The organism is Nonomuraea sp. NPDC050328, from assembly GCF_044459405.1.
GTDB lineage: Bacteria > Actinomycetota > Actinomycetes > Streptosporangiales > Streptosporangiaceae > Nonomuraea.
Genome location: NZ_JBITIW010000001.1, coordinates 123,054 through 141,989, shown reverse-complemented (window position 1 = coordinate 141,989; position 18,936 = coordinate 123,054). Strand labels below are relative to the sequence as shown.

The following is an 18,936-nucleotide window of genomic DNA, read 5'->3' as shown; positions in this document are numbered from 1 at the left end:
CATCCCGGGGGCTTGGGCGGGGAGCTCCTGAGTCGGTGGGAGAGGCCGGCTCGTAGGATCCGGGGATGCGGGTGGAGGAGATTCGGCGGTATCCGATCAAGTCGATGCTCGGGGAGAGCCTGGCCGGCACTGAGGTGACGGCCCAGGGGCTGGCGGGGGATCGGGCGAGGGCGGTGCTGGATGTGGCCACCGGCAAGGTCGCCAGCGCCAAGCACCCCCGGCTGTGGCGGGACCTGCTCGGCCTCCACGGGACGCAGGAGCACGATGACGCGTGCCTGTCGGCGGTGCTGGGCCGGGAGGTACGGCTGATCGCCACCCCGCCGGAGAACGCCGAGCTGGAGAAGGCCGACCCCGAGGAAGTGCTGGCCCGGGAGGCCGACCTGGAGAGCCGGCCCGAAATGAGACTGGCTCGGGAGGGCGGGCCCGAAAGGGGGCTGGCTCGGGAGGGCGGGTCCGAAAGGGGGCCGGCTCGGGCGGGCGGGTCCACAGAGGGGCCGGCTCGGGAGGCTGATGACGTGACGGTCAGGGTGGGCCGGTTGGGCGGGGCGGCGCCGGGGACGTTCTTCGACTTCGCGCCCGTCCACCTGATCACCACCTCGACGCTCACCGCCCTGGGCGGGATGGAGGCGGTCCGGTACCGGCCGAACCTGGTGATCGGGGGCGCGGCCGAGGGGTTCCCGGAGAACGGGTGGGTCGGGCGGGAGGTGGGTGTGGGGGCGGAGGTCGTGCTGGAGGTCATCGTGGTGAGCCCCCGGTGCGTGGTGCCCACCCTGGCCCACGGGGACCTGCCGAAGGATAGGGAGGCGTTGCGCCGCCCGGCGGAACGTAACCGGGTGCCGGTGTTCGACCTGGGGGAGCTGCCGTGCGCCGGGGCCTACGCCAAGGTCCTGCGGCCGGGGACGATCCGCACCGGCGACCCGGTCACCCTCCTGACCTGACCCACCCCGATAGCGGGGGAACCGTCCTGAGCCGGTTCCCCGCCAAGGGTCAGGCCAGGTGCTTCTGGAGGTCGTCGAGGATCTTGCCCGCAGCGGTGACCCCGATGCCGAGCATCCACACCTCGTCGTCCACGTTGTGCTTGACCGCCTTGAGGTTCTGCCACAGCGGCCCCGCGGTGACCGCCGCCTGCGACTCCTCGGCCGCCTTGCCGTACGCGCTGTAGAAGAGCACGTCCCCGTCGGCCAGCGCGAGGTTCTCGGCGGAGAGCTTGCCGAAGCGCTTGTCCTCCTGGTTGGCGAGGAGCTGTGCCTCGGGCCGGGGCACCCCGGCGTCCCCGAGGACGATGCCGCTGAAGGACTCGGGCCCGTACATCCGGATCTCGGTCGGCATGAACCGGACGATGCTCGCCTTCTTGGTGGTCTTGATCGTCTTGGCCCGGGCCTCGTAGTCGGCGAGGAGCTTGGTGGCCTCGCCCTTCTTCCCCAGCGCCTCGGCGTCGAGGAGGAAGTTCTCCTTCCAGGTGATCCCCACCTTCTCGGTGAACACCGTGGGGGCGATCTTGGAGAGCTTGTCGTAGAAGGCGGCCTGCCGGAACTTGGTGCCCAGGATCAGGTCCGGCTTCAGCGCCATGATCGCTTCGAGGTTGGGCGCCTGGAGGGTGCCGACCGCCTTGGTGGCGTCGAGCGAGGAGCCGAGGTAGGCCGGCCACTTCTGGTTCTCGGCGGCCTGGGCGGCTCCGACCGGGGTGAGACCGAGGGTGACCATGGTGTCGAGCTTGTCGGTGTCGAGCACGACGACCCGCTTGGGCGAGGCGGGGACCTGGGTGGAGCCCATGGCGTGCTTGACGGTCGGCCCGTCGGCGGTAGCCGTACCCCCCGAGGAGCAGGCGGTGAGGGCGAGGACGGGCAGCAGGGCCAGGGCGGCCGAGCGCAGGCGCATGGGGAATCTTCCTTGATCACGAAACTAAGGCAACCCTAAGTTTAGCCGCATCCAGGTTTAGTGAGCTGTCCGAAACACCCGCGAAACACCCTCCCGGGGAGATTCACCAGCGCGAAACACACCTGGTCGTGGCACGAAACGGCGGAAGAACACAGTTCGGTGCATCGTCAGATGCGCAGCCGGTCAACGGAGTCCGGGCGGCGCCGCAATGGACAAGCCCAACCTAAGGAGGGTCGCGTCGATGATCGACGGCGGCACTACCGCCTGGATGCTCGTGTGCACCGCCCTGGTGCTGCTGATGACTCCGGGCCTCGCGTTCTTCTACGGTGGCATGACCCGGGCCAAGAGCGTGCTCAACATGATGATGATGTCGTTCGCGAGCATCATCGTGGTGACCATCGCGTGGGTCATGTACGGCTACTCCCTGGCCTTCGACTCCTCGGAAGGCTTCCTCAACAACCTGGTCGGCGGTCTCGACTACCTGGGCCTGTCGGGCGTCTTCAACGCCGTCTACGAGAACCTGATCGTCGAGGACGCGGCCAAGCAGATCACCGCCGAGATGGCCGCGGCCGACAACTTCCCGCTGATGGTCTTCTCCGCCTTCCAGCTCACCTTCGCCATCATCACCGTCGCGCTGATCAGCGGCGCCATCGCCGACCGGGCGAAGTTCGGGGCGTGGGTGCTGTTCGCCCTGGTGTGGGTGACGGTCGTGTACTTCCCGGTCGCGCACTGGGTGTGGGGCGGCGGCTGGCTGGGCCAGCTCGGCATCGAGGACTTCGCCGGCGGCACGGTGGTGCACATCAACGCCGGAGCCGCGGCCCTCGCGCTCGCCCTGGTCCTGGGCAAGCGCAAGGGCTGGGGCAAGGAGCCGATGCGCCCGCACAACCTGACCCTGGTGCTGCTCGGCACCGGCCTGCTGTGGTTCGGCTGGTTCGGCTTCAACGCCGGCTCGGAGCTGGCCCCCGACCAGACCGCGGGCCTGGCCTTCATGAACACCCAGATCGCCACCGCCGTCGCCGCGGGCGCCTGGATCGTCGTGGAGAAGCTGCGTGACCGCCACTCCACCACGCTGGGCGTCGCCTCCGGCGCGGTCGCCGGCCTGGTCGCCATCACCCCGGCCTGCGGCTTCGTGGACCCCTGGGCCGCCGTGGTCATCGGCCTGCTGGCCGGCGTCGCCTGCTGCTACGCGGTGGGGCTGAAGAACCGGCTCGGCTTCGACGACTCGCTCGACGTGGTCGGCGTGCACCTGGTCGGCGGCGTGATCGGCGCGGTCGCCCTCGGCTTCGTCGCCGCCTACCCCTTCCTGCCCGGCCAGAACAAGGGCGTCCTGATCGAGGGCGGCCAGTGGAGCCAGGTCGGCCTGCAGATCCTCGGCCCGGTCGCGGTCGGCGTGTACTCCTTCGTGGTCTCCTGGGTGCTGGGCAAGCTCATCGACAAGACGATGGGCTTCCGCATCCCGGAGGAGGCCGAGGTGGCGGGCATCGACATCACCACCCACGCCGAGACCGGCTACGACCTGGGCAGTGTGCACGCCTCCGGCGTGATCTCCGCCAACGCCCCCGTGATCGCTGCCAAGAAGGTGGACGCATGAGACTGATCACCGCCGTCATCAAGCCGTTCAAGCTCGACGACGTCAAGGCCGCCCTGGAGCAGTTCGGGGTCAAGGGCATGACGGTCAGCGAGGCCAGCGGGTACGGCAGGCAGAAGGGCCACACCGAGGTCTACCGAGGCGCGGAGTACCAGGTCGACCTGGTGCCGAAGGTCCGCCTGGAGGTGCTGGCGGAGGAGGACGACGCCGAGGAGGTCATCGACGTCATCGTGAAGGCCGCCCAGACCGGCAAGATCGGCGACGGCAAGGTCTGGTCGGTGCCCGTGGACACGGTGATCCGCGTGCGCACCGGTGAGCGCGGACCCGGAGCGCTCTAGCGGTGCGGGGCTTCGCCGCGGCCCGCCGCGAGCGGGCCGCGGAGATCGACCGCTGGCTCAAGGACCTGCTCGGTACGGCTGGCGGCACCGCCCGGCTCGCGCTGGTCGCCGTGGGCAGCCTGGGCCGGGCGGAACCGGCCCCCGGCAGCGATCTCGACCTGGTCCTGCTGCACGACGGCGAGCCCGGCATCGCCAGGATCGCCGACCGCGTCTGGTACCCCGTCTGGGACTCCGGCATCGGCCTCGACCACTCGGTCCGCACCGTGGCCGAGGCGGTCGAGGTGGCCAGGAACGACCTGAAGGCGGTGCTCGGCCTCATCCAGGCCCGGCACGTGGCCGGCGACCCCGACCTGGCCAGGAGCGTGCGCGAGGCGGTGCTGGCCGAGTGGCGGGCCGACTCGCGCCGCCGGCTCGGCGAGCTGCGCGAGGCGGCCGGCCGGCGGGCCGAGCACGCCGGGGAGCTCGCCTTCCTCCTGGAGCCCGACCTGCGCGACTGCCGGGGCGGCCTGCGCGACTTCCAGGCGATGCAGGCCGTGGCCGCCGCCTGGGTCGCCTCCGCGCCCGGGCCGCGGGTGCGGGAGGCGCACGAGGTCGTCCTCGACGTCCGGCACGCGTTGCACGAGGTCACCGGCCGCGGCGCCGACCGGCTGGTGCTGCAGGAGCAGGAGGCCGTGGCCGCGACGCTCGGCCTGCTGGACGCCGACGCGCTGATGCGCCGGGTGTCGGAGGCGGGCCGGACCGTCGCGCACGCCTTCGACCTCACCTGGCGCAGCGTCGACCGCCTGGTCTCGGGACCGGCGCCGCGCGGTCGCCGCCCGCTGGCCGACGGGGTCGTGGAGCACGGCGGCGAGGTGGTGCTGGCCCGTGGGGTCAACCCGGCCAAGGATCCGGTCCTGCTGCTGCGGGCCGCCGCCGCGGCGGCCGAGGCGGGGCTGCCGCTGTCCCCGGTGACCGTCGCGACGCTCGCCGCCCAGGCGCCGCCGCTGCCGGTGCCGTGGCCCGCCGAGGCGCGGGACGCGCTGGTGGCGCTGCTCGGCGCGGGCCGGGCCGCGGTGCCGGTCTGGGAGGAGCTCGACCAGGCGGGCGTGCTGGTGAAGCTGCTGCCCGAGTGGGACAGCGTGCGGCACCGGCCGCAGCGCAACCCGATCCACCGCTTCACCGTGGACCGCCATCTGATCGAGACGGCCGCCAACGCCGCCGCCCACACCCGGGAGGTGCCGCGGCCCGACCTGCTGCTGATCGGCGCGCTCCTGCACGACATCGGCAAGGGCGGGCCGGGCGACCACTCGGTCGGCGGCGCCGTGGTGGTGCGCGACCTCGCCGCCCGTCTCGGCCTGCCCGCCGCCGACGCCGATCTGCTGGCCGGGCTGGTCCGCCACCATCTGCTGCTGCCGGAGACCGCCACCCGCCGCGACCTGGACGACCCCGTCACCATCGAGAAGGTCGCCGCCGCGGTCGGCTCGCGCGAGCTGCTCGACCTGCTGGCCGCGCTGGCCGTCGCCGACGGGCTGGCGACCGGGCCCGCCGCCTGGAACTCGTGGAAGGCCGGGCTCGTCGCCGAGCTGGTCCGCCGCGTGCGCTCGGTGCTGGCCGGCTCGCCGCCGCCCAAGGCGCCCGTGCTCTCCCCGGCCCAGGCCGCGCTGGCCCGGCACGGCGGGGGAGCGGTGCGGGTGAACGGCGCCGGCGTCACCGTCGTCGCGCCCGACCGGCCCGGCCTGCTGTGGAGCGCTGCGGGCGTGCTGGCCGCGCATCACCTGGTCGTCAGGTCCGCCTCGGCGGCCTCGGCCGGCTCCACCGCGGTCCTGGAGTTCTCCGTCATCCCCGAGTACGGCTCGCCGCCCGACCCCGCCACGCTGGAGGCGGATCTGCGGCTGGTGCTCGCCGGGCGGCTCGACATCGAGCAGCGGCTGGCTCGCCGTACCAGAGCCATGAGACCTGCTCGCGTCCCCGTGGCCCCGCCGCGGGTGCGGCTCCTTGACGACGCGTCTGCCACAGCGACAGTTGTCGAGGTCAGAGCGCATGACCGACCTGGACTTTTGTGGCGCATCGGGCGTGCGTTTGGGGATTGCGGGCTTGACGTGAAAGCTGCTCATGTGGAGACTCTGGGCGCGGAGGCGGTTGACGTCTTCTATGTGGTGGATCGCGCCGGGCGCCCCCTCAGCGATGACGTGCAACGCCGCGCGGTGCGTGATCAGGTGCTTGCCGCTTTGCGATAACCGGACATGCACAGTCTGTGGTCACATTTGTAACAATTGTGTCTGTTTTGCCTGGTCATCGACGTCCGGCGGATACCTTGTGGACGACCTATGACCCGTCTTTTGCGACGGGATGACCGAGGGGTAGCGAACAGCGGTGACAACGCGTAACAACGTGCCAGACCCAGGCACACGCAGGGAGGCGCCGGACGCGGGCAAGTTTGACGCCCGCGGCGGCCGGGCCGCCCGGCGAGACCGCCAAAAGCGGTCGTTGCCACGGTTCGCGCTGCGCAACTGGCGCGTACGGTGGCGCCTCACGGCTCTCATCCTGGTGCCCACGATCGCCGGTGTCACCCTCGCCGGTGCGCGCGTGGTCACCTCCGTCGAGAGCGTCGGCGACTACACCCGGCTGGCGACCGCCGCCGAGCAGGCCGGACACATCCGCGACCTCCTCCAGTCGATCGGACTGGAGCGTGACACGGCGGGCTGGTACTACCTGTCGCGGAACAACGACAAGCTCCAGGAGCACGTCCAGAACCGGGAGAAGGAGACCGACCGCAACGCGAAGGTCGTCCTCGCCGACCTGGCCACGATCGACTCCAGCTACGGGGTCCGCGCCGAGGCGCGCGCCCGCCTCGCCGCCGCCTCCGTCCGCGGTCTGTCGACCGTCCGCAAGGAGAAGCTGACCGCCCGCTACAGCGGCATGGTGGAGAACCTGCTGGCCCTGCACGAGGAGCTCACGCTGCTCACCCAGGACTCCAAGACGGTCGGCCTGCTGCGCGGGCTGAGCGAGCTGGCGCGGGCCAAGGAAGCCATCTCCGAGCAGCGCATCCTCCTTCTCCAGACGGCCTACCAGAAGTCCGCGGTCACCGCGCTCCAGGTCGAGGACTTCATCGCCCTGCGCGCCCAGCAGCGCGCGGCCATGATCGCCTTCGGCTCCGAAGCCGGTCCGGAGTTCGCCAAGGAACTCCAGGACGCCCTGAACGAGCAGCGCTACTACCGGTCGGAACTGACCAAGGGTCGTGCCATCACCATGGCAGACGGCGGCCCGAAGATCCAATCGAGGCTGATCTCGGACAGGGCCGAGGGCATCAGCGAGTGGTTCAACGACAACTCCTGGGCCATCGACCAGATCCGCGGCAAGGTCGAGACGAAGGCCGCCGCCCAGGCCCTCCTGCGCGCCAACCAGCTGCGCGAGGCCGAGGTCCGCAACGCGATCCTCGCCGGCGCCGCGATCCTCGTCCTGCTGCTGCTCGTCCTGGTCCTGACCGTGCTCATCGCCCGGTCGATGGTCACCCCGTTGCGCCGCCTGCGCTCGGAGGCCCTGGAGATCGCCGGCATCCGGCTGCCCGACGTGGTGCGCACGCTGCGCGTCTCGGGCGACTCCAACCCGCCCGACATCCTGCCGATCCCGATCGAGGGCAAGGACGAGATCGGCGAAGTGGCGCAGGCCTTCGACGAGGTCCACCGCCAGGCCGTACGCCTGGCCGCCGAGGAGGCCGAGCTGCGCGGCAACATCAGCGCGATGTTCGTCAACCTCTCCCGCCGCACCCAGACCCTGGTCGAGCGGCAGATCTCGCTGATCGACGGCCTGGAGAAGGGCGAGCAGGACGGCGCCCGGCTGGCCGACCTGTTCAAGCTCGACCACCTCGCCACCCGCATGCGGCGCAACTCCGAGAACCTCCTGGTCCTCGCCGGCCACGAACCGGCCCGCCGCCGCAGCCAGCCCGCCCGCCTCGTCGACGTCGTCCGCGCGGCGCTGTCGGAGGTCGAGGACTACGAGCGCGTCCAGGTGCGCGTGCACCGCGCCACCATGGTGGTCGGCAGCGCCGCCAACGACCTCGTCCACCTCGTCGCCGAGCTGGTCGAGAACGCCGTGCAGTTCTCCCCGAAGAACTCCCAGGTCGTCGTCACCTCCAGCATCATCGAAGGCGGCGGCGCGCTGGTGTCGGTCAGCGACTCCGGCATCAGCATGACCGAGGACGAGCTCGCCGAGGCCAACCGCCGCCTGGCCGAGCCGCCCGTCGTCGACGTCTCCGTCTCCCGCCGCATGGGCCTGTTCGTGGTCGGCCGCCTGGCCCTGCGCCACGGCATCCGCGTCCAGCTCCGCAAGGGCGAGGGCAGCGGCCTGATCGCGATGATCCTGCTGCCGCCGTCGCTCATCCCGGATGCCGGCCAGCCGCCCGTGCCGCAGCGTCCCGCCTTCGGTGGCAGCGCCAAAGCCGCCCCGGCCGCGCAGAACGGCTTCCAGTCCTTCCCGAGCGGCGACTGGGACACCACCGGCTCCTCCGGGCTCACCAGCGGCCGGCAGGGCCTCGGCTCCTTCACCGCCGACCCCGCCCAGGCCTTCCCGCAGCCGCCGTCCGGACCGTTCGCGCCCGGCTCGCACCCGTCCTTCCCCAGCAACCCGGGCAACTACCCAAGCCTGGACAACGCCGCCTTCCCCAGCCTGGACAGCTCGTCCTTCCCGAGCTTCCCCAGCGGGGACAACCCGGTGCGCCGCGAGCAGCAGCCGCCGCAGACCGGCTCCTACCCGGGCTACCCGCAGGCGGAGGGCAACGGCCTGCCGCGCCGCGACGGCGGAGCGTTCCCGAGCGGCGACACCGGCGCCTTCGGCAGCCGCGACACCGGATCGTTCGGCCGTGACACCGGCGCCTTCGGCAGCCGGGACAACGGCTTCCCCAGCGGCGAGAACGGCGCGGGACCGCTTCCGAGCAGGGACGGCTCGCTCCCCGGCCGCGACAGCGGAGCGTTCGCCGCCCCGCACTACACCGGCGACCTGCAGCGCCCGGCCACCCCGTCGGTGGAGTTCTCGCCGATGGAGCCGGAGCAGGAGGAGTACCTCCCGATCTTCGCCTCGGTGGAGTCGGCCTGGTTCCGCCGGCCCGACGCCTCCCAGGAGCCGGCTCCGCGCAAGGCCGCCGAGCCGGCCGCCGAAGAGGCCGCGGCGCCTGCCGTACCGGCCGGTGACGCCTGGCGCACCCCCGCCGACGCCGGCTGGCGTGCGGCGGCGGCGGCCAGCGACCCCAGCCTCGGCGGCGTGACCCAGGCCGGGCTCCCGCGCCGAACGCCGAAGGCGAACCTGGTGCCCGGCACGGCCGCGGCCCAGCCGGCACAACCACAGGCGCCGGTCCCGCCGGCGCCGCCGGTCTCGGCGGACCGGATCCGCAACCGTATGTCCAGCTTCCAGCAGGGCGTCCGGCGCGGCCGGGCCGAGCTGAACGAGCAGGAGGACCAAGCGTGAGCGAGCTTGCCGGGCGACAGGCCCGGCACAGCATCACTGCGGGCACGCTTACGACCAAGGAGGAAGAGTGACGACCCTCAGCCATGAGGCGCATCGGTTCGACTGGCTGATCACCGACTTCGTGCGCAACACCCCTGGTGTCGCCCACGCCGTGGTGGTCTCGGCCGACGGACTCTGCCTGGCCTCGTCGGAGGGCTTCCCCCCGGACCGGGCCGACCAGCTGGCGGCGGTCTCGGCGGGACTGCTCTCGCTCACCGTGGGCGCCTCGCGCGTTTTCGAGGGCGGGGCGGTGACGCAGACCGTGGTGGAGATGCAGCGCGGTCTGCTGCTGGTGATGGCGATCAGCGACGGTTCGGTGCTGACGGTCCTGGCCGCGCCCGACTGCGACATGGGGCTGGTGGCCTACCAGATGACGTTGCTGGTGGACCGGGCCGGCCAGGCGCTGACCCCGGCCCTGCGCGCGGAACTGCAAGCCGCCAGGACCCGGTGATGTGATGGTGTACGGCGCCGACGGTTCGGGGGACGAGGAGCCCCTGTTCCGTCCGTATGCGGTGACGGGCGGCCGGTCGGAGCCTCGCTACCACCTGGCCATGGAGACGCTGGTCTCCTCGATGTCCATCCCGGACGACGAGCTCGCCCTGCTCACCCCCGAGCAGGAAGCCATCATGCAGCTATGCCGTACCTTCCGCTCCGTGGCGGAGATCTCAGCGCTGCTGCGGGTCCCGCTCGGGGTGGCGCGCGTGCTGATCGCCGACATGTCGGACGAAGGTCTCGTCCGGCTCCACCAGCCGCGCCTGGAACAAGGTCAGCCAGACCTCAACATGCTCGAAAGGGTGCTCAGTGGACTTCGCAGGCTCTAGCCCCGGGCTGACGTCGACGAAGATCGTCGTCGCCGGCGGCTTCGGCGTCGGGAAGACGACGTTCGTGGGCGCCGTGTCCGAGATCCTCCCGCTCACCACCGAAGCGGTCATGACCGATGCCTCCGCGGGCATCGACGACCTCGGTATGACGCCGAACAAGCAGACCACCACGGTGGCCATGGACTTCGGCCGGTTGTCGCTCGACCGGGACCTGATCCTGTACCTGTTCGGCACGCCCGGGCAGCACCGGTTCTGGTTCATGTGGGACGACCTGGTCCGTGGCGCCATCGGCGCGGTCGTGCTCGTCGACACCCGGCGGCTGGCCGACAGCTTCCCGGCGATCGACTACTTCGAAGAGGCCAAGCTGCCGTTCGTCATCGCGATCAACGGCTGGGACGGCACCTTCGCCCACGCCGAGAACGAGGTGCGCGAGGCGCTCGCGCTGGCCCCGCACGTGCCGATCGTGCGGACCGACGCGCGCCACCGCGACGCGGTCAAGCAGACGCTGATCACGCTGGTCGAGCACGTCGTCCGCATCCGCGCGGCGTACGGCACGCCGGCCTGACCCGCAGCGGAAGGCTCGTGACCCCCTGCCCGGCCCGCCAGGAAAACCGGTTGGCGGCGCCGGGCCGGGTGGTGACACTGTCGGAATGTTCTCCGACGCCGACGTAGCGGCTCTCTACGACCAGCTCGCCCCCTGGGACCCCGCCCGCGCCGAGTGCGCCTTCGTGACGGAACACGTCCTGGCCGCTTCCGACGTGCTCGACGTGGGCTGCGGCACCGGCAGCCTGCTGCACGACGCCCGCGAGCGCGGCCACACCGGCCGGCTGACCGGCGTCGACCCCGACCCGGCGATGCTGGACCGCGCCCGGCGGCATCCGGGCGTCGAATGGGTGGCGGGCAAGGCGGCCGACCTCGGCTGGACGGCCGAGTTCGACCTGGCGACCATGACCAGCAACGCCTTCCAGTGCCTGATCACCGACGCCGACCTGCGCGCCTCCCTGCGCGCGATCCACACCGCCCTGCGGCCCGGCGGGCGCTTCGTCTTCGGCACCCGCCACCCCCAGGCCCGCGCCTGGACCGGCTGGCACCCGGGCAACGCCTCCGACGTCGAGACCGCCGACGGCCGCAAGCTGCGGATGTGGCACGAGGCCGTCATGGGGACGGACGGCGTCGTGGCGCTCAGCGAGACCACCGCGACGCCCGACGGCACCGTGCTCCGGGTCGACCGGGGAGAGTTGCGCTTCCTCGACCCCGCCGAGCTCAACGCCTTCCTGGCCGAGGCCGGGTACGTGATCGAGGCGCAGTACGGCGATTGGGTCCGCGGGCCTCTTACCGACGACTCCCGGGAGATCATCACCGTGGCGCTGCGGCCTTAAGAGGGACGGAAGGAAACCGTAAGGCGACCCCGGCAGAGTGAGGGACATCGGAAAGCACGGCCCCCACCACGAAAGAGACGGCGATCATGCGTAAGTTCAAGCTCCAGGTCCAGGTCACCGCCGACGGCTACATGGCCGGCCCGAACGGCGAGATGGACTGGATGACCTTCCCCTGGACCGACGACCTCAACGCCTACCTCGACGCGCTGACCAAGCCGGTCGACCTCATCGTCCTGGGCCGCAAGCTGGCCGAGGGCTTCATCCCCACCTGGGCCGCCGCGCCCGAGGGCGAGGACGAGGCGACGGTCGCCTGGATGAACGAGACCCCGAAGGTCGTCGTCTCCAGCACGCTCACCGAGTCGCCGTGGGAGAACGCGACCGTCGCCGGCGGCGACCTGGCCGAGGCGATCAACGAGCTGAAGGCGCGGCAGGGCGGCGACATGATCGCCTACGGCGGCGGCACCTTCGTGGCCAACCTGATCGCCGCCGGGCTGCTGGACGACCTGCACCTGCTGGTCAACCCGACCGCGATCGGCTCGGGCATGCCGGTCTTCCCGGCCGGCGCCCACCACCGGATGGAGCTGGTGGAGGCGCGGCCGTTCGAGTGCGGGATCGTCGCCCTGCACTACCGCCCCAAGCGCTAGCGCCCGTGCGGCGGGTGCAGGGCCGGTCCCGAGCGTGCCGGCCGATGGGACGCGAAAGGGGCCCGGACCGGCTGCCCGGGCCCCTGGTCAGGCGTCAGCCCCTGCGCCACCAGCGCCGCAGGCGCCAGCCGCCGCGCACGATGCCCCAGCCGCCGCCGATGCCGGCGCCCCACTTGGCGCCGTTCAGCCAGGCGTTGCCGCAGCCGGACCAGGTCCGCTTGCGGTAGCAGCCGTAGGAACCGTAGGCCACCGCGCCGACGAAGCCGCCACGGCTGAACCAGCGGCGACCGCTGCTGGCCCAGCGCTTGAGCGTCCTGCCGGCCTGGCCCCGCTTGCCCCACTGCTTCTTGCCCCAGCGCCAGCCGCTCTTGCCCCAGCCCCACGCCTTGCGGCCCCAGGAGCCAGCCCGCGAGCACCAGCGCAGGCAGGCCGCGATGGCCGGGATCCAGAACGCCTTGCCGTCCAGGTCGGTGCAGTTGACCGGGTCGCCCGCGCAGTACTCGTAGGCGTTGGCGCTGCCGCCGGTCACCGGGTCGATCTGCAGGAAGCGGCCCAGGGCCGGCGAGTAGAGCCGCACGCCCATCAGGACGACCCCGTCGAGCGTCTCGGCCGAGCGCTGCTTGCCGCCCAGCCAGCCGTACCGCCTGGGCTCGGAGCGGGAGACGCCGAACTCGTCGGCGTCCACCACCGTGGCGGTCAGCGTGGCCAGGTCGAGCTCGGTGGCCACGTCGCCGTGCAGGGAGGTGAGCTGGAGGCGCACCTGCCCGTCGCGGCCGGTCAGGGCGGCCAGGTTGCCGTCCATGCCGTTGACGTTGCGGGTGACGCCGCCGTCGGCCTCGGCCGCCCAGGACGGGGTGTCGCCCTCGCCGTCGTAGTGGTTGACGGTCGTTCCGGCCGGGCCGGTGAACGAGCGGATCCGGTCGGCCGCGTCGAGGGTCCAGGTCATCGTGCGCTCGCCCACGGTCTGCCTGTGGACGAAGTCGTTGACGTGGTACTCGAAGGTGCTGCCCGGCAGGGCGGTGGTCCGGCCGAGCTGGTCGTAGGCGATGCCTTCGCCGGTGAGCCGGTCGGCCGCGTCGTAGGCGTAGCCGGTCTCGGTGACCTTCCCCTCGCAGTCCTCGGCCGCGAGCTTGGTGCGGTTGGTGTTGGCGTCGTAGGTGTAGGTGCGCTTCTCGCAGCCCTCGGTGACCGAGGTCAGCCGGCCGGCCTTGTCGTAGCCGTAGCTCCGCCGGCCGTCGCGCAGCCGCTGGCCGTGCGCCGAGACCTCCACCTGCTCGGCCAGGAGCGGCTCCTCGTGCCCGTCGCGGGTGTAGACGCGGGACAGGTCGGTGCCCCGCTCGTCGTCCTCGACCGCGAGGTGCAGCCCGCCCGGCAGGTCGCCGCCGGCGAAGCCGCCGTCGGCGTCGTAGCGGGCGGTGAAGGCGCCGGCCACCGAGTCCGTCACCGACGTGGCCAGGCCGCGCGGCTCGGCCGCGTGGTCGTAGGCGTAGACGACGGTGGACGGCAGGCTGTCGGACACCTTCGTGGTACGGCCCAGCAGGTCGTACTCCGTGGTGGTCACCGCGCCGTCGGCGTCGGTGTAGGAGATCGTCTGCCCGAGCAGGTCGTAGCCCGTCACCACGCGTTCGGTGACGTTGCCCTGCGCGTCGAGCCGCCGGCGCTCCAGCACCTTGCCGGTGGTGGGGGAGTAGACGACGCCGGAGACCGGCACCTGCTGCCCGACGCCGCCGGTGATCCACGAGGTCAGCGGCCGGTCGGCCGCGTCGTACCCGGTGTGGGTCGTCCTGGTCACGCCGCCGGCGCTTTCCGCCACGGTCAGCGGGCTGCCGAAGCGGGTGTAGGTGGTGGTCTTGACCGGGGTCTGCGTGCCGCTCTCCGGAGCGGTCCGGCAGACCAGGCCGGCCCAGGCGGGCTTGCCGCCGCAGGGCGCGGCGCCGGTCGCGGTGTAGTAGGTGGTGAGCAGGGTGGCGCCCGCGTTGCCGCGCGGCAGGGTCGTCCGCACGGCCCGGCCCTCGGCGTCGTAGGACGTCGTGGTGGTCAGGTTCAGCCCGCCCGGGTCCTTGACGACCTTGGTGGGCTGGCCGAGCTTCCAGTCGTACTCGGTCACCGTGACGCGCACGTCGGTGTCGCTCGCCGCGCCCGGCGCACGGGCTCCGACGCTCTCCCTGGTGACGAGGTTCTTGGTCGCGGCGTCGGCCGGGCGGCCTTCGTCGTAGACCTTGACCGTGTGCAGCCTGGCCGGCTCGGCGCCGATCAGGTGCAGCGGGCCGTACTCCTCCAGCTCGCGCTGGCCCTCCTCGTCGTAGATCGAGCGGGTCGAGAGCAGTTCGGCTCGCTCGGCCGTACCGAGGGCGGAGATGCCCAGGTCGTCCAGGCGCGGGGCGCTCCCGAGCGCCAACTCCAGGTTGGCCGCGCCGAGCTCGCGCACGGTGTTGCCGAACTTGTCGTGCTCGGTCACCGACAGGTGCCCGCCGGGGGTGAGGGTGTTGACCTCGCGCCCGCTGGCGTCCAGGTAGTGCACGGTCGCGCGGGCCCAGCCGGAGCCGGGCCGCTGGTCGGGCGGGAGGATCGCGGTGGCGTCGGTCGGGTTGTTGCGCTGGCCCCAGACCGCGGTGTGCTGCGGCTTGAGGTCGGCGGGACCGCCCGACGCCTTGTCCAGCGGCACGTCGTACACGATCGAGGTGCGGGCCTCGCCCTCGACCTGGTCGGCCGTGCCCGCGCGCAGGCCCGGCCTGGACACGTGCTGCAGCCGGCCCTCGGCGTCGTAGGCGTAGGTCCAGGGCAGCTCGCCCGGCGGGGTGAGCCGCACGATCCGGCCGGCGGCGTCGTAGGCGTAGGTGGTCTTGAGCGCGGGCGTGACGCGCGGGTCCCACGCCTCGATCAGGCGGCGCGAGGCGTCGTAGGCGTACTGCGCCACGGCCACGGGCGTGCCCGAGTCGTGGAAGAGCACCTTGCCCACGCGGTCACCCTCGTAGACCAGCTCCAGCACGCGGCAGCCGGGCTTGGGCGAGGGCAGCGCGCAGTCGACCGCCAGGTCGGCCACCGCGCCGGTGGGCGCGATGATCGCCTTGAGCCGGTCGGCCTCGTAGACGTAGCGCGTGACGTTGTTCGCGCCGGGCGGCGTGGTGGTCGCCGGGCGGAAGAGCGTCGAGCCGGCCGGCTTGGTGAAGGTGGTCACCACGCCGTCGGCGTCCTTGAGCGTGTAGGCGCCGGTGAGCGTGAGCTCCTCCGCGCCCTCCTCCGGCTTCCAGCCCGAGCCGGTCCTGGTGAACTGGATCGGGCTGCCGTCGGCCAGGGTGAGCTCCACCGAGCTGGCCGAGGTCTCGGTCAGCGAGGTGTACTCCGACTCGGCCACCTCCGAGACGCCGCCCGCCGACCACTCCGGCCCGAAGGGCGAGGTGGTCTTGCCGAGCTTGGGGTCACGCGAGGAGGCGGTGCGCGACAGCGCCAGGCCGAACAGCTCGGCCTCGGACTCCTCCAGGCGGAAGTCGCCGGTCAGCAGGTTGACCGTGCCGGAGCCGAGCTCCTCGGTGGCCGCGCCGCTGGCCTGCCGGTCGGCGACCACGTCGGTGGCCACCGTCGGCGAGGTCGCGCCGGAGGCGTTGCCGAAGACCGCCCGCACCTGCACGGCGCCGTCGCCGCCGAGCTGGTCGACCAGGTTCCAGGTGAGCCCGGAGACGGTCGCCGTGGCGCCGCTGACCGTGGCCGCCACCGGCCAGGCCGTCAACGGCCGGCCGTCTGCGCCCAGCACCTGGGCGGGCGGGATGGCGGCCCACGGGTCGGTCTCGGCCCGCCGCCACTCGAAGGTGACCCGGTCGTACTGGCTGCGGGCGCTGGCCGACAGTTCGGTACGGCGGGCCGTACGCTCGCCGTCGGCGGGCGCGGCGACGTTCCCGGCGCCCACGTTGAAGGTGTAGACCGCCGGGGCGGAGGCGTTGCCCGCCGGGTCGATGGTCTGCACGCTCACCGTGTGCTCGCCCGGCGTGGCCGGGGTGACGCTGAAGGTCTTGGCCGCGCCGGTGGTCGCCACGCGGGTGGTCGGGCCCTCGTCGAGGCGGTAGGCCAGCCATGCGGTGTCGGTGTTGCCCGGGGTGGCGGTGAAGGTCGCCGCCTTGCCGGGGTCGCCGTGCCAGCCGGTGTCGGGGTGGGTGGAGCTGGTCACCGCGGGCGCGGGCGGCTTGGCGGTGTCGACGCGGATGACCTTGTCGACGTACTCCTTGGAGTTGAGCGAGCCGTCGTTGGTCCAGCCGCGCACGGTGTAGGTGTGGCCGTTGACCAGCTTGCCGGCCGGGATGGCGGCGGAGCTGGAGAAGCCGCCGCTGCCGACGTAGGCGCCGTAGATGTCCTTGATCACGAGGTTGCCGCCCTCGCGGATCTCGAACCGGCCGCGCACGTTGCCGCCGTCCTGGTCACCGACGTGTGCCCGGAGCTGCGGGGTCGTGGTGGTGGTCCACATCGTGGTGCCGGCGACGGTGTGCGGGGAGACCCACACCGACTGCGGCTTGGTCGGGTAGGAGTTGTAGGTGACCGAGATGTAGGGCACGTGGCTCGTGGCGTTGCCGGAGTTGAAGCGCTTCCACGAGTAGGGGTCGCTCTCGTTCGAGGCGCGCAGGCCCATGCCCGACTCGCTCCAGCCCTGGTCGGCCCAGTGCTGCACGAGCGAGGTCACGTTGGCGCCCACCCAGCCGTCGGCGCAGCCGGAGCTGTGGCCCTTGGTCTGGCTGGAGGTGGCGTACTTGGCGGCCATGGTCGGCCCGGGGTAGCGGCTGGCGGTCGTGGCCTGGTTGGCCGACCAGACCTCCCAGCTCCGCGCCTCGCACGACCAGGAGTGGAAGTTCCACAGGTTGAGCGTGGCCGACAGGATGCGCTTGCCGCTGATGCCGGGCGTCTTCCACGTGATGAAGGAGCGGGCGATCTGGCCGCTGCCGTTGTTGCCCAGCTTGAGCTCGGTCGAGCCGGACATGTCGGTGCCGTAGCCCTGCTGGACGAAGGTGTCGAACACCTGGCCCAGGTTGAGCGTGGGGTCGACGGTGACCGGGTAGACGGTCGCCGGATCCGAGAGGAAGGCCGGATCCGGCGTGATCACCAGGTCGTTGCCGCGCACCCGCATGTCCACCGCGCCGCGGCGCAGGTGGTCGCCGGAGCCGGGGTCGACCTGGGCGTCCCACATGACCGGCGCGGGCACGGTCACGGTCACCTTGTTGCGGCGGTCGAGCAGTTCGACGCCGCCGTCGGCGGCCTGGCGGAGCTTCATGCCGGGCGCCTTGAGCCGCAGCCGGTAGGTCAGCGGCGTGGCGGGCCGCTCCTTGACCACGACGAACTGCTCGGCGCCGGTGCGGGTGGCGGTGATGACCACGTCGGCGGTGCCGAGCGCGGCCGGGTAGGTGACGGTGTCGCCGGAGACCTGCGGCGCGGGCAGCGGTCCCGGCCACTGCAGCGTCACCGGGCCGAGCGTGACCAGGTCGGTCGCGGTGCGGTCGGGCTTGCCGCCGATGCGCAGGTCGCGCTGGTGGGAGCGGACCGCGACGCTCTGGTCGTCCTGCTTGACCAGGGTGGGGTCGAGGGTGACCCAGGCTTCGCCCTCCCGCTGGCGGATCGGTCCAGAAAACGTTTCCACCGTGAGCGTGCCGTCAGGGTTGGCGTAGGTCGAGCTGGTCTCCGAGCGGGCGGCCTCGATCTCCACCCGCTTGCCGGTGAGCCGGGCGCTGAGCAGGGCGGAGGCCTCGTCCGGCGCGGTGGGGCCGGACGGCGCCGTCGAGGGGTCGACGAGCGCTGGGTCGGGGGCGGGGGGCGGGGTTAAGGTGACTCTCGCTTGCGCCGGCTGCGCTTCCACGATCGCGAGGATCATGAAGACGCTCAGCGCCGCGGCGATCCTGCGCGTGGCCGGCTGGAACCGGCCCACGCGAGAACTGCCAGGAACCACGGGGTTCTCCGATCACGAGTGCGGTGAATTGCGCCGTGATCGTAGGTTTTTGGGCTTACCGGGTGAAAGATCACCTACGGAGGATTCAGGTGATCGTCATCTTCCGTTCGATCATGAACTGGACGCCGTCCAGGATCCGCTCCAGCCCGAAGTCGAAGGCGAACGCAGGGTCGTAGGCGGACTGGTGCGCCTCGCCCGCCGCCTGGCCGACCCGGGAGGCGACGGGGTACTGGGTGTAGTCGGCGATCCGGCTCAGGAAGGGCGCGTGCGCGGTCCACCACTGCTGGTCGGTGACGCCGGTGGACTTCTCCGCCTGGGCCGCGGCCACCGCGCCGCGCGCCGTGCCGTGCACGAAGTCGGTGATCAGCGTGAGTACCGCGTCCATCTCGACGTCGCTCAGGCCGATGCCGTCGATGGCGCGCAGCTCGTAGTCGTACTTGGCGGTCAGGTTGGGGCCGAGCACCGGCCGGTTGCTGGCCACCTGGAGCAGCCACGGGTGGCGCAGGTAGAGCGCCCAGTTCTCGCGGGCGATGTGGGCGAGCCGGGCCCGCCAGCCGTCGAACTCCTCGCTGCGGTCGGTCTCGCCGTACACCGTGTCGAGCATGACGTCGAGCAGTTCCGGCTTGCCGGGGACGTAGGTGTAGAGCGACATCGTGCCCACGCCGAGCTGCTCGGCCACCCGGCGCATGGACAGCGCCGGCAGGCCCTCCTCGTCGGCCACCGTGATGGCGGCGCGCACGATGCGGTCGACGTTCAGTTCCGGCTTGCCCTTGCGGCTCGGCTTCTCGCTGGTGCGCCAGAGCAGCGCGAGGGAGCGGGCGGGGTCGCCCTTGCCCGAGTACTCGATCGTCATATCCGTACGGTACAACGTACGCTTGCTTTTCTTG

General features: G+C 72.0%; 13 protein-coding genes. 10 read left to right on the top strand and 3 right to left on the bottom strand.

Translation table 11 applies throughout. The features are described 5' to 3' along the window. The first annotated feature begins 65 nt into the window (after positions 1 to 65). Positions 66 to 938: an MOSC domain-containing protein gene (locus ACIBG7_RS00620; RefSeq protein ID WP_397334720.1), complete on the top strand. Its 873-nt coding sequence runs from the start codon at positions 66 to 68 to the stop codon at positions 936 to 938. 49 nt (positions 939 to 987) lie between these two features. On the opposite strand, the gene ACIBG7_RS00615 is transcribed toward ACIBG7_RS00620, so the two are convergent. After that, positions 988 to 1,878: an iron-siderophore ABC transporter substrate-binding protein gene (locus tag ACIBG7_RS00615; RefSeq protein WP_357917984.1), complete on the bottom strand. Its 891-nt coding sequence runs from the start codon at positions 1,876 to 1,878 to the stop codon at positions 988 to 990. A 241-nt stretch (positions 1,879 to 2,119) separates the two neighbouring features. Here ACIBG7_RS00615 and ACIBG7_RS00610 point away from each other — a divergent pair, with 241 nt between their 5' ends. From ACIBG7_RS00610 to ACIBG7_RS00570, 9 genes are all read left to right on the top strand, one after another. Then, positions 2,120 to 3,469 carry an ammonium transporter gene (locus tag ACIBG7_RS00610; protein ID WP_357917987.1) on the top strand — a complete coding sequence of 450 codons (1,350 nt, stop codon included), beginning with the start codon at positions 2,120 to 2,122 and terminating at the stop codon, positions 3,467 to 3,469. Continuing rightward, positions 3,466 to 3,804: a P-II family nitrogen regulator gene (locus tag ACIBG7_RS00605; RefSeq protein WP_357917989.1), complete on the top strand. Its 339-nt coding sequence runs from the start codon at positions 3,466 to 3,468 to the stop codon at positions 3,802 to 3,804. Before ACIBG7_RS00610 ends, ACIBG7_RS00605 begins: the two co-directional genes overlap by 4 nt. 2 nt (positions 3,805 to 3,806) lie before the next feature. After that, positions 3,807 to 6,020, top strand: coding sequence for a [protein-PII] uridylyltransferase (locus ACIBG7_RS00600; protein WP_397334719.1), 2,214 nt, complete (start codon positions 3,807 to 3,809; stop codon positions 6,018 to 6,020). 250 nt (positions 6,021 to 6,270) lie between these two features. After that, a complete protein-coding gene (locus tag ACIBG7_RS00595; protein ID WP_397334718.1) occupies positions 6,271 to 9,243 on the top strand; it encodes a nitrate- and nitrite sensing domain-containing protein in 2,973 nt (990 codons plus the stop codon). Positions 9,244 to 9,310: 67 nt separating this feature from the next. Further along, the gene (locus ACIBG7_RS00590) at positions 9,311 to 9,733 is read left to right on the top strand and encodes a roadblock/LC7 domain-containing protein (RefSeq protein WP_084961465.1); all 423 of its coding nucleotides are present in this window, start codon (positions 9,311 to 9,313) and stop codon (positions 9,731 to 9,733) included. A 4-nt stretch (positions 9,734 to 9,737) separates the two neighbouring features. Beyond that, positions 9,738 to 10,103 carry a DUF742 domain-containing protein gene (locus ACIBG7_RS00585; protein WP_357918392.1) on the top strand — a complete coding sequence of 122 codons (366 nt, stop codon included), beginning with the start codon at positions 9,738 to 9,740 and terminating at the stop codon, positions 10,101 to 10,103. Beyond that, positions 10,084 to 10,668 (top strand): ATP/GTP-binding protein, encoded by a 585-nt coding sequence (locus ACIBG7_RS00580; protein ID WP_357917997.1) that lies wholly within the window; start codon positions 10,084 to 10,086, stop codon positions 10,666 to 10,668. The genes ACIBG7_RS00585 and ACIBG7_RS00580 overlap by 20 nt, the downstream gene beginning before the upstream one ends. An 85-nt stretch (positions 10,669 to 10,753) precedes the next feature. Continuing rightward, the gene (locus ACIBG7_RS00575) at positions 10,754 to 11,482 is read left to right on the top strand and encodes a class I SAM-dependent methyltransferase (protein ID WP_397334717.1); all 729 of its coding nucleotides are present in this window, start codon (positions 10,754 to 10,756) and stop codon (positions 11,480 to 11,482) included. 86 nt (positions 11,483 to 11,568) lie between these two features. Beyond that, complete coding sequence (locus tag ACIBG7_RS00570; protein WP_397334716.1) at positions 11,569 to 12,126, top strand: dihydrofolate reductase family protein; 558 nt, start codon at positions 11,569 to 11,571, stop codon at positions 12,124 to 12,126. Between the two features lie 94 nt (positions 12,127 to 12,220). Here ACIBG7_RS00570 and ACIBG7_RS00565 read toward each other — a convergent pair whose 3' ends face one another. Then, positions 12,221 to 18,028, bottom strand: coding sequence for a DNRLRE domain-containing protein (locus tag ACIBG7_RS00565; protein ID WP_397334715.1), 5,808 nt, complete (start codon positions 18,026 to 18,028; stop codon positions 12,221 to 12,223). A gap of 106 nt (positions 18,029 to 18,134) precedes the next feature. Then, positions 18,135 to 18,902, bottom strand: coding sequence for a TetR/AcrR family transcriptional regulator (locus ACIBG7_RS00560; RefSeq protein ID WP_357918008.1), 768 nt, complete (start codon positions 18,900 to 18,902; stop codon positions 18,135 to 18,137). Between the last annotated feature and the right edge of the window lie 34 nt (positions 18,903 to 18,936).

Excerpts from the sequence above, each read along its gene's own strand:
- ACIBG7_RS00570 (WP_397334716.1), top strand. The coding sequence starts at position 11,569 with ATGCGTAAGTTCAAGCTCCAGGTCCAGGTCACCGCCGACGGCTACATG.
- ACIBG7_RS00605 (WP_357917989.1), top strand. The coding sequence starts at position 3,466 with ATGAGACTGATCACCGCCGTCATCAAGCCGTTCAAGCTCGACGACGTC.
- ACIBG7_RS00560 (WP_357918008.1), bottom strand. The coding sequence starts at position 18,902 with ATGACGATCGAGTACTCGGGCAAGGGCGACCCCGCCCGCTCCCTCGCG.
- ACIBG7_RS00615 (WP_357917984.1), bottom strand. The coding sequence starts at position 1,878 with ATGCGCCTGCGCTCGGCCGCCCTGGCCCTGCTGCCCGTCCTCGCCCTC.
- ACIBG7_RS00610 (WP_357917987.1), top strand. The coding sequence starts at position 2,120 with ATGATCGACGGCGGCACTACCGCCTGGATGCTCGTGTGCACCGCCCTG.
- ACIBG7_RS00620 (WP_397334720.1), top strand. The coding sequence starts at position 66 with ATGCGGGTGGAGGAGATTCGGCGGTATCCGATCAAGTCGATGCTCGGG.
- ACIBG7_RS00575 (WP_397334717.1), top strand. The coding sequence starts at position 10,754 with ATGTTCTCCGACGCCGACGTAGCGGCTCTCTACGACCAGCTCGCCCCC.
- ACIBG7_RS00585 (WP_357918392.1), top strand. The coding sequence starts at position 9,738 with ATGGTGTACGGCGCCGACGGTTCGGGGGACGAGGAGCCCCTGTTCCGT.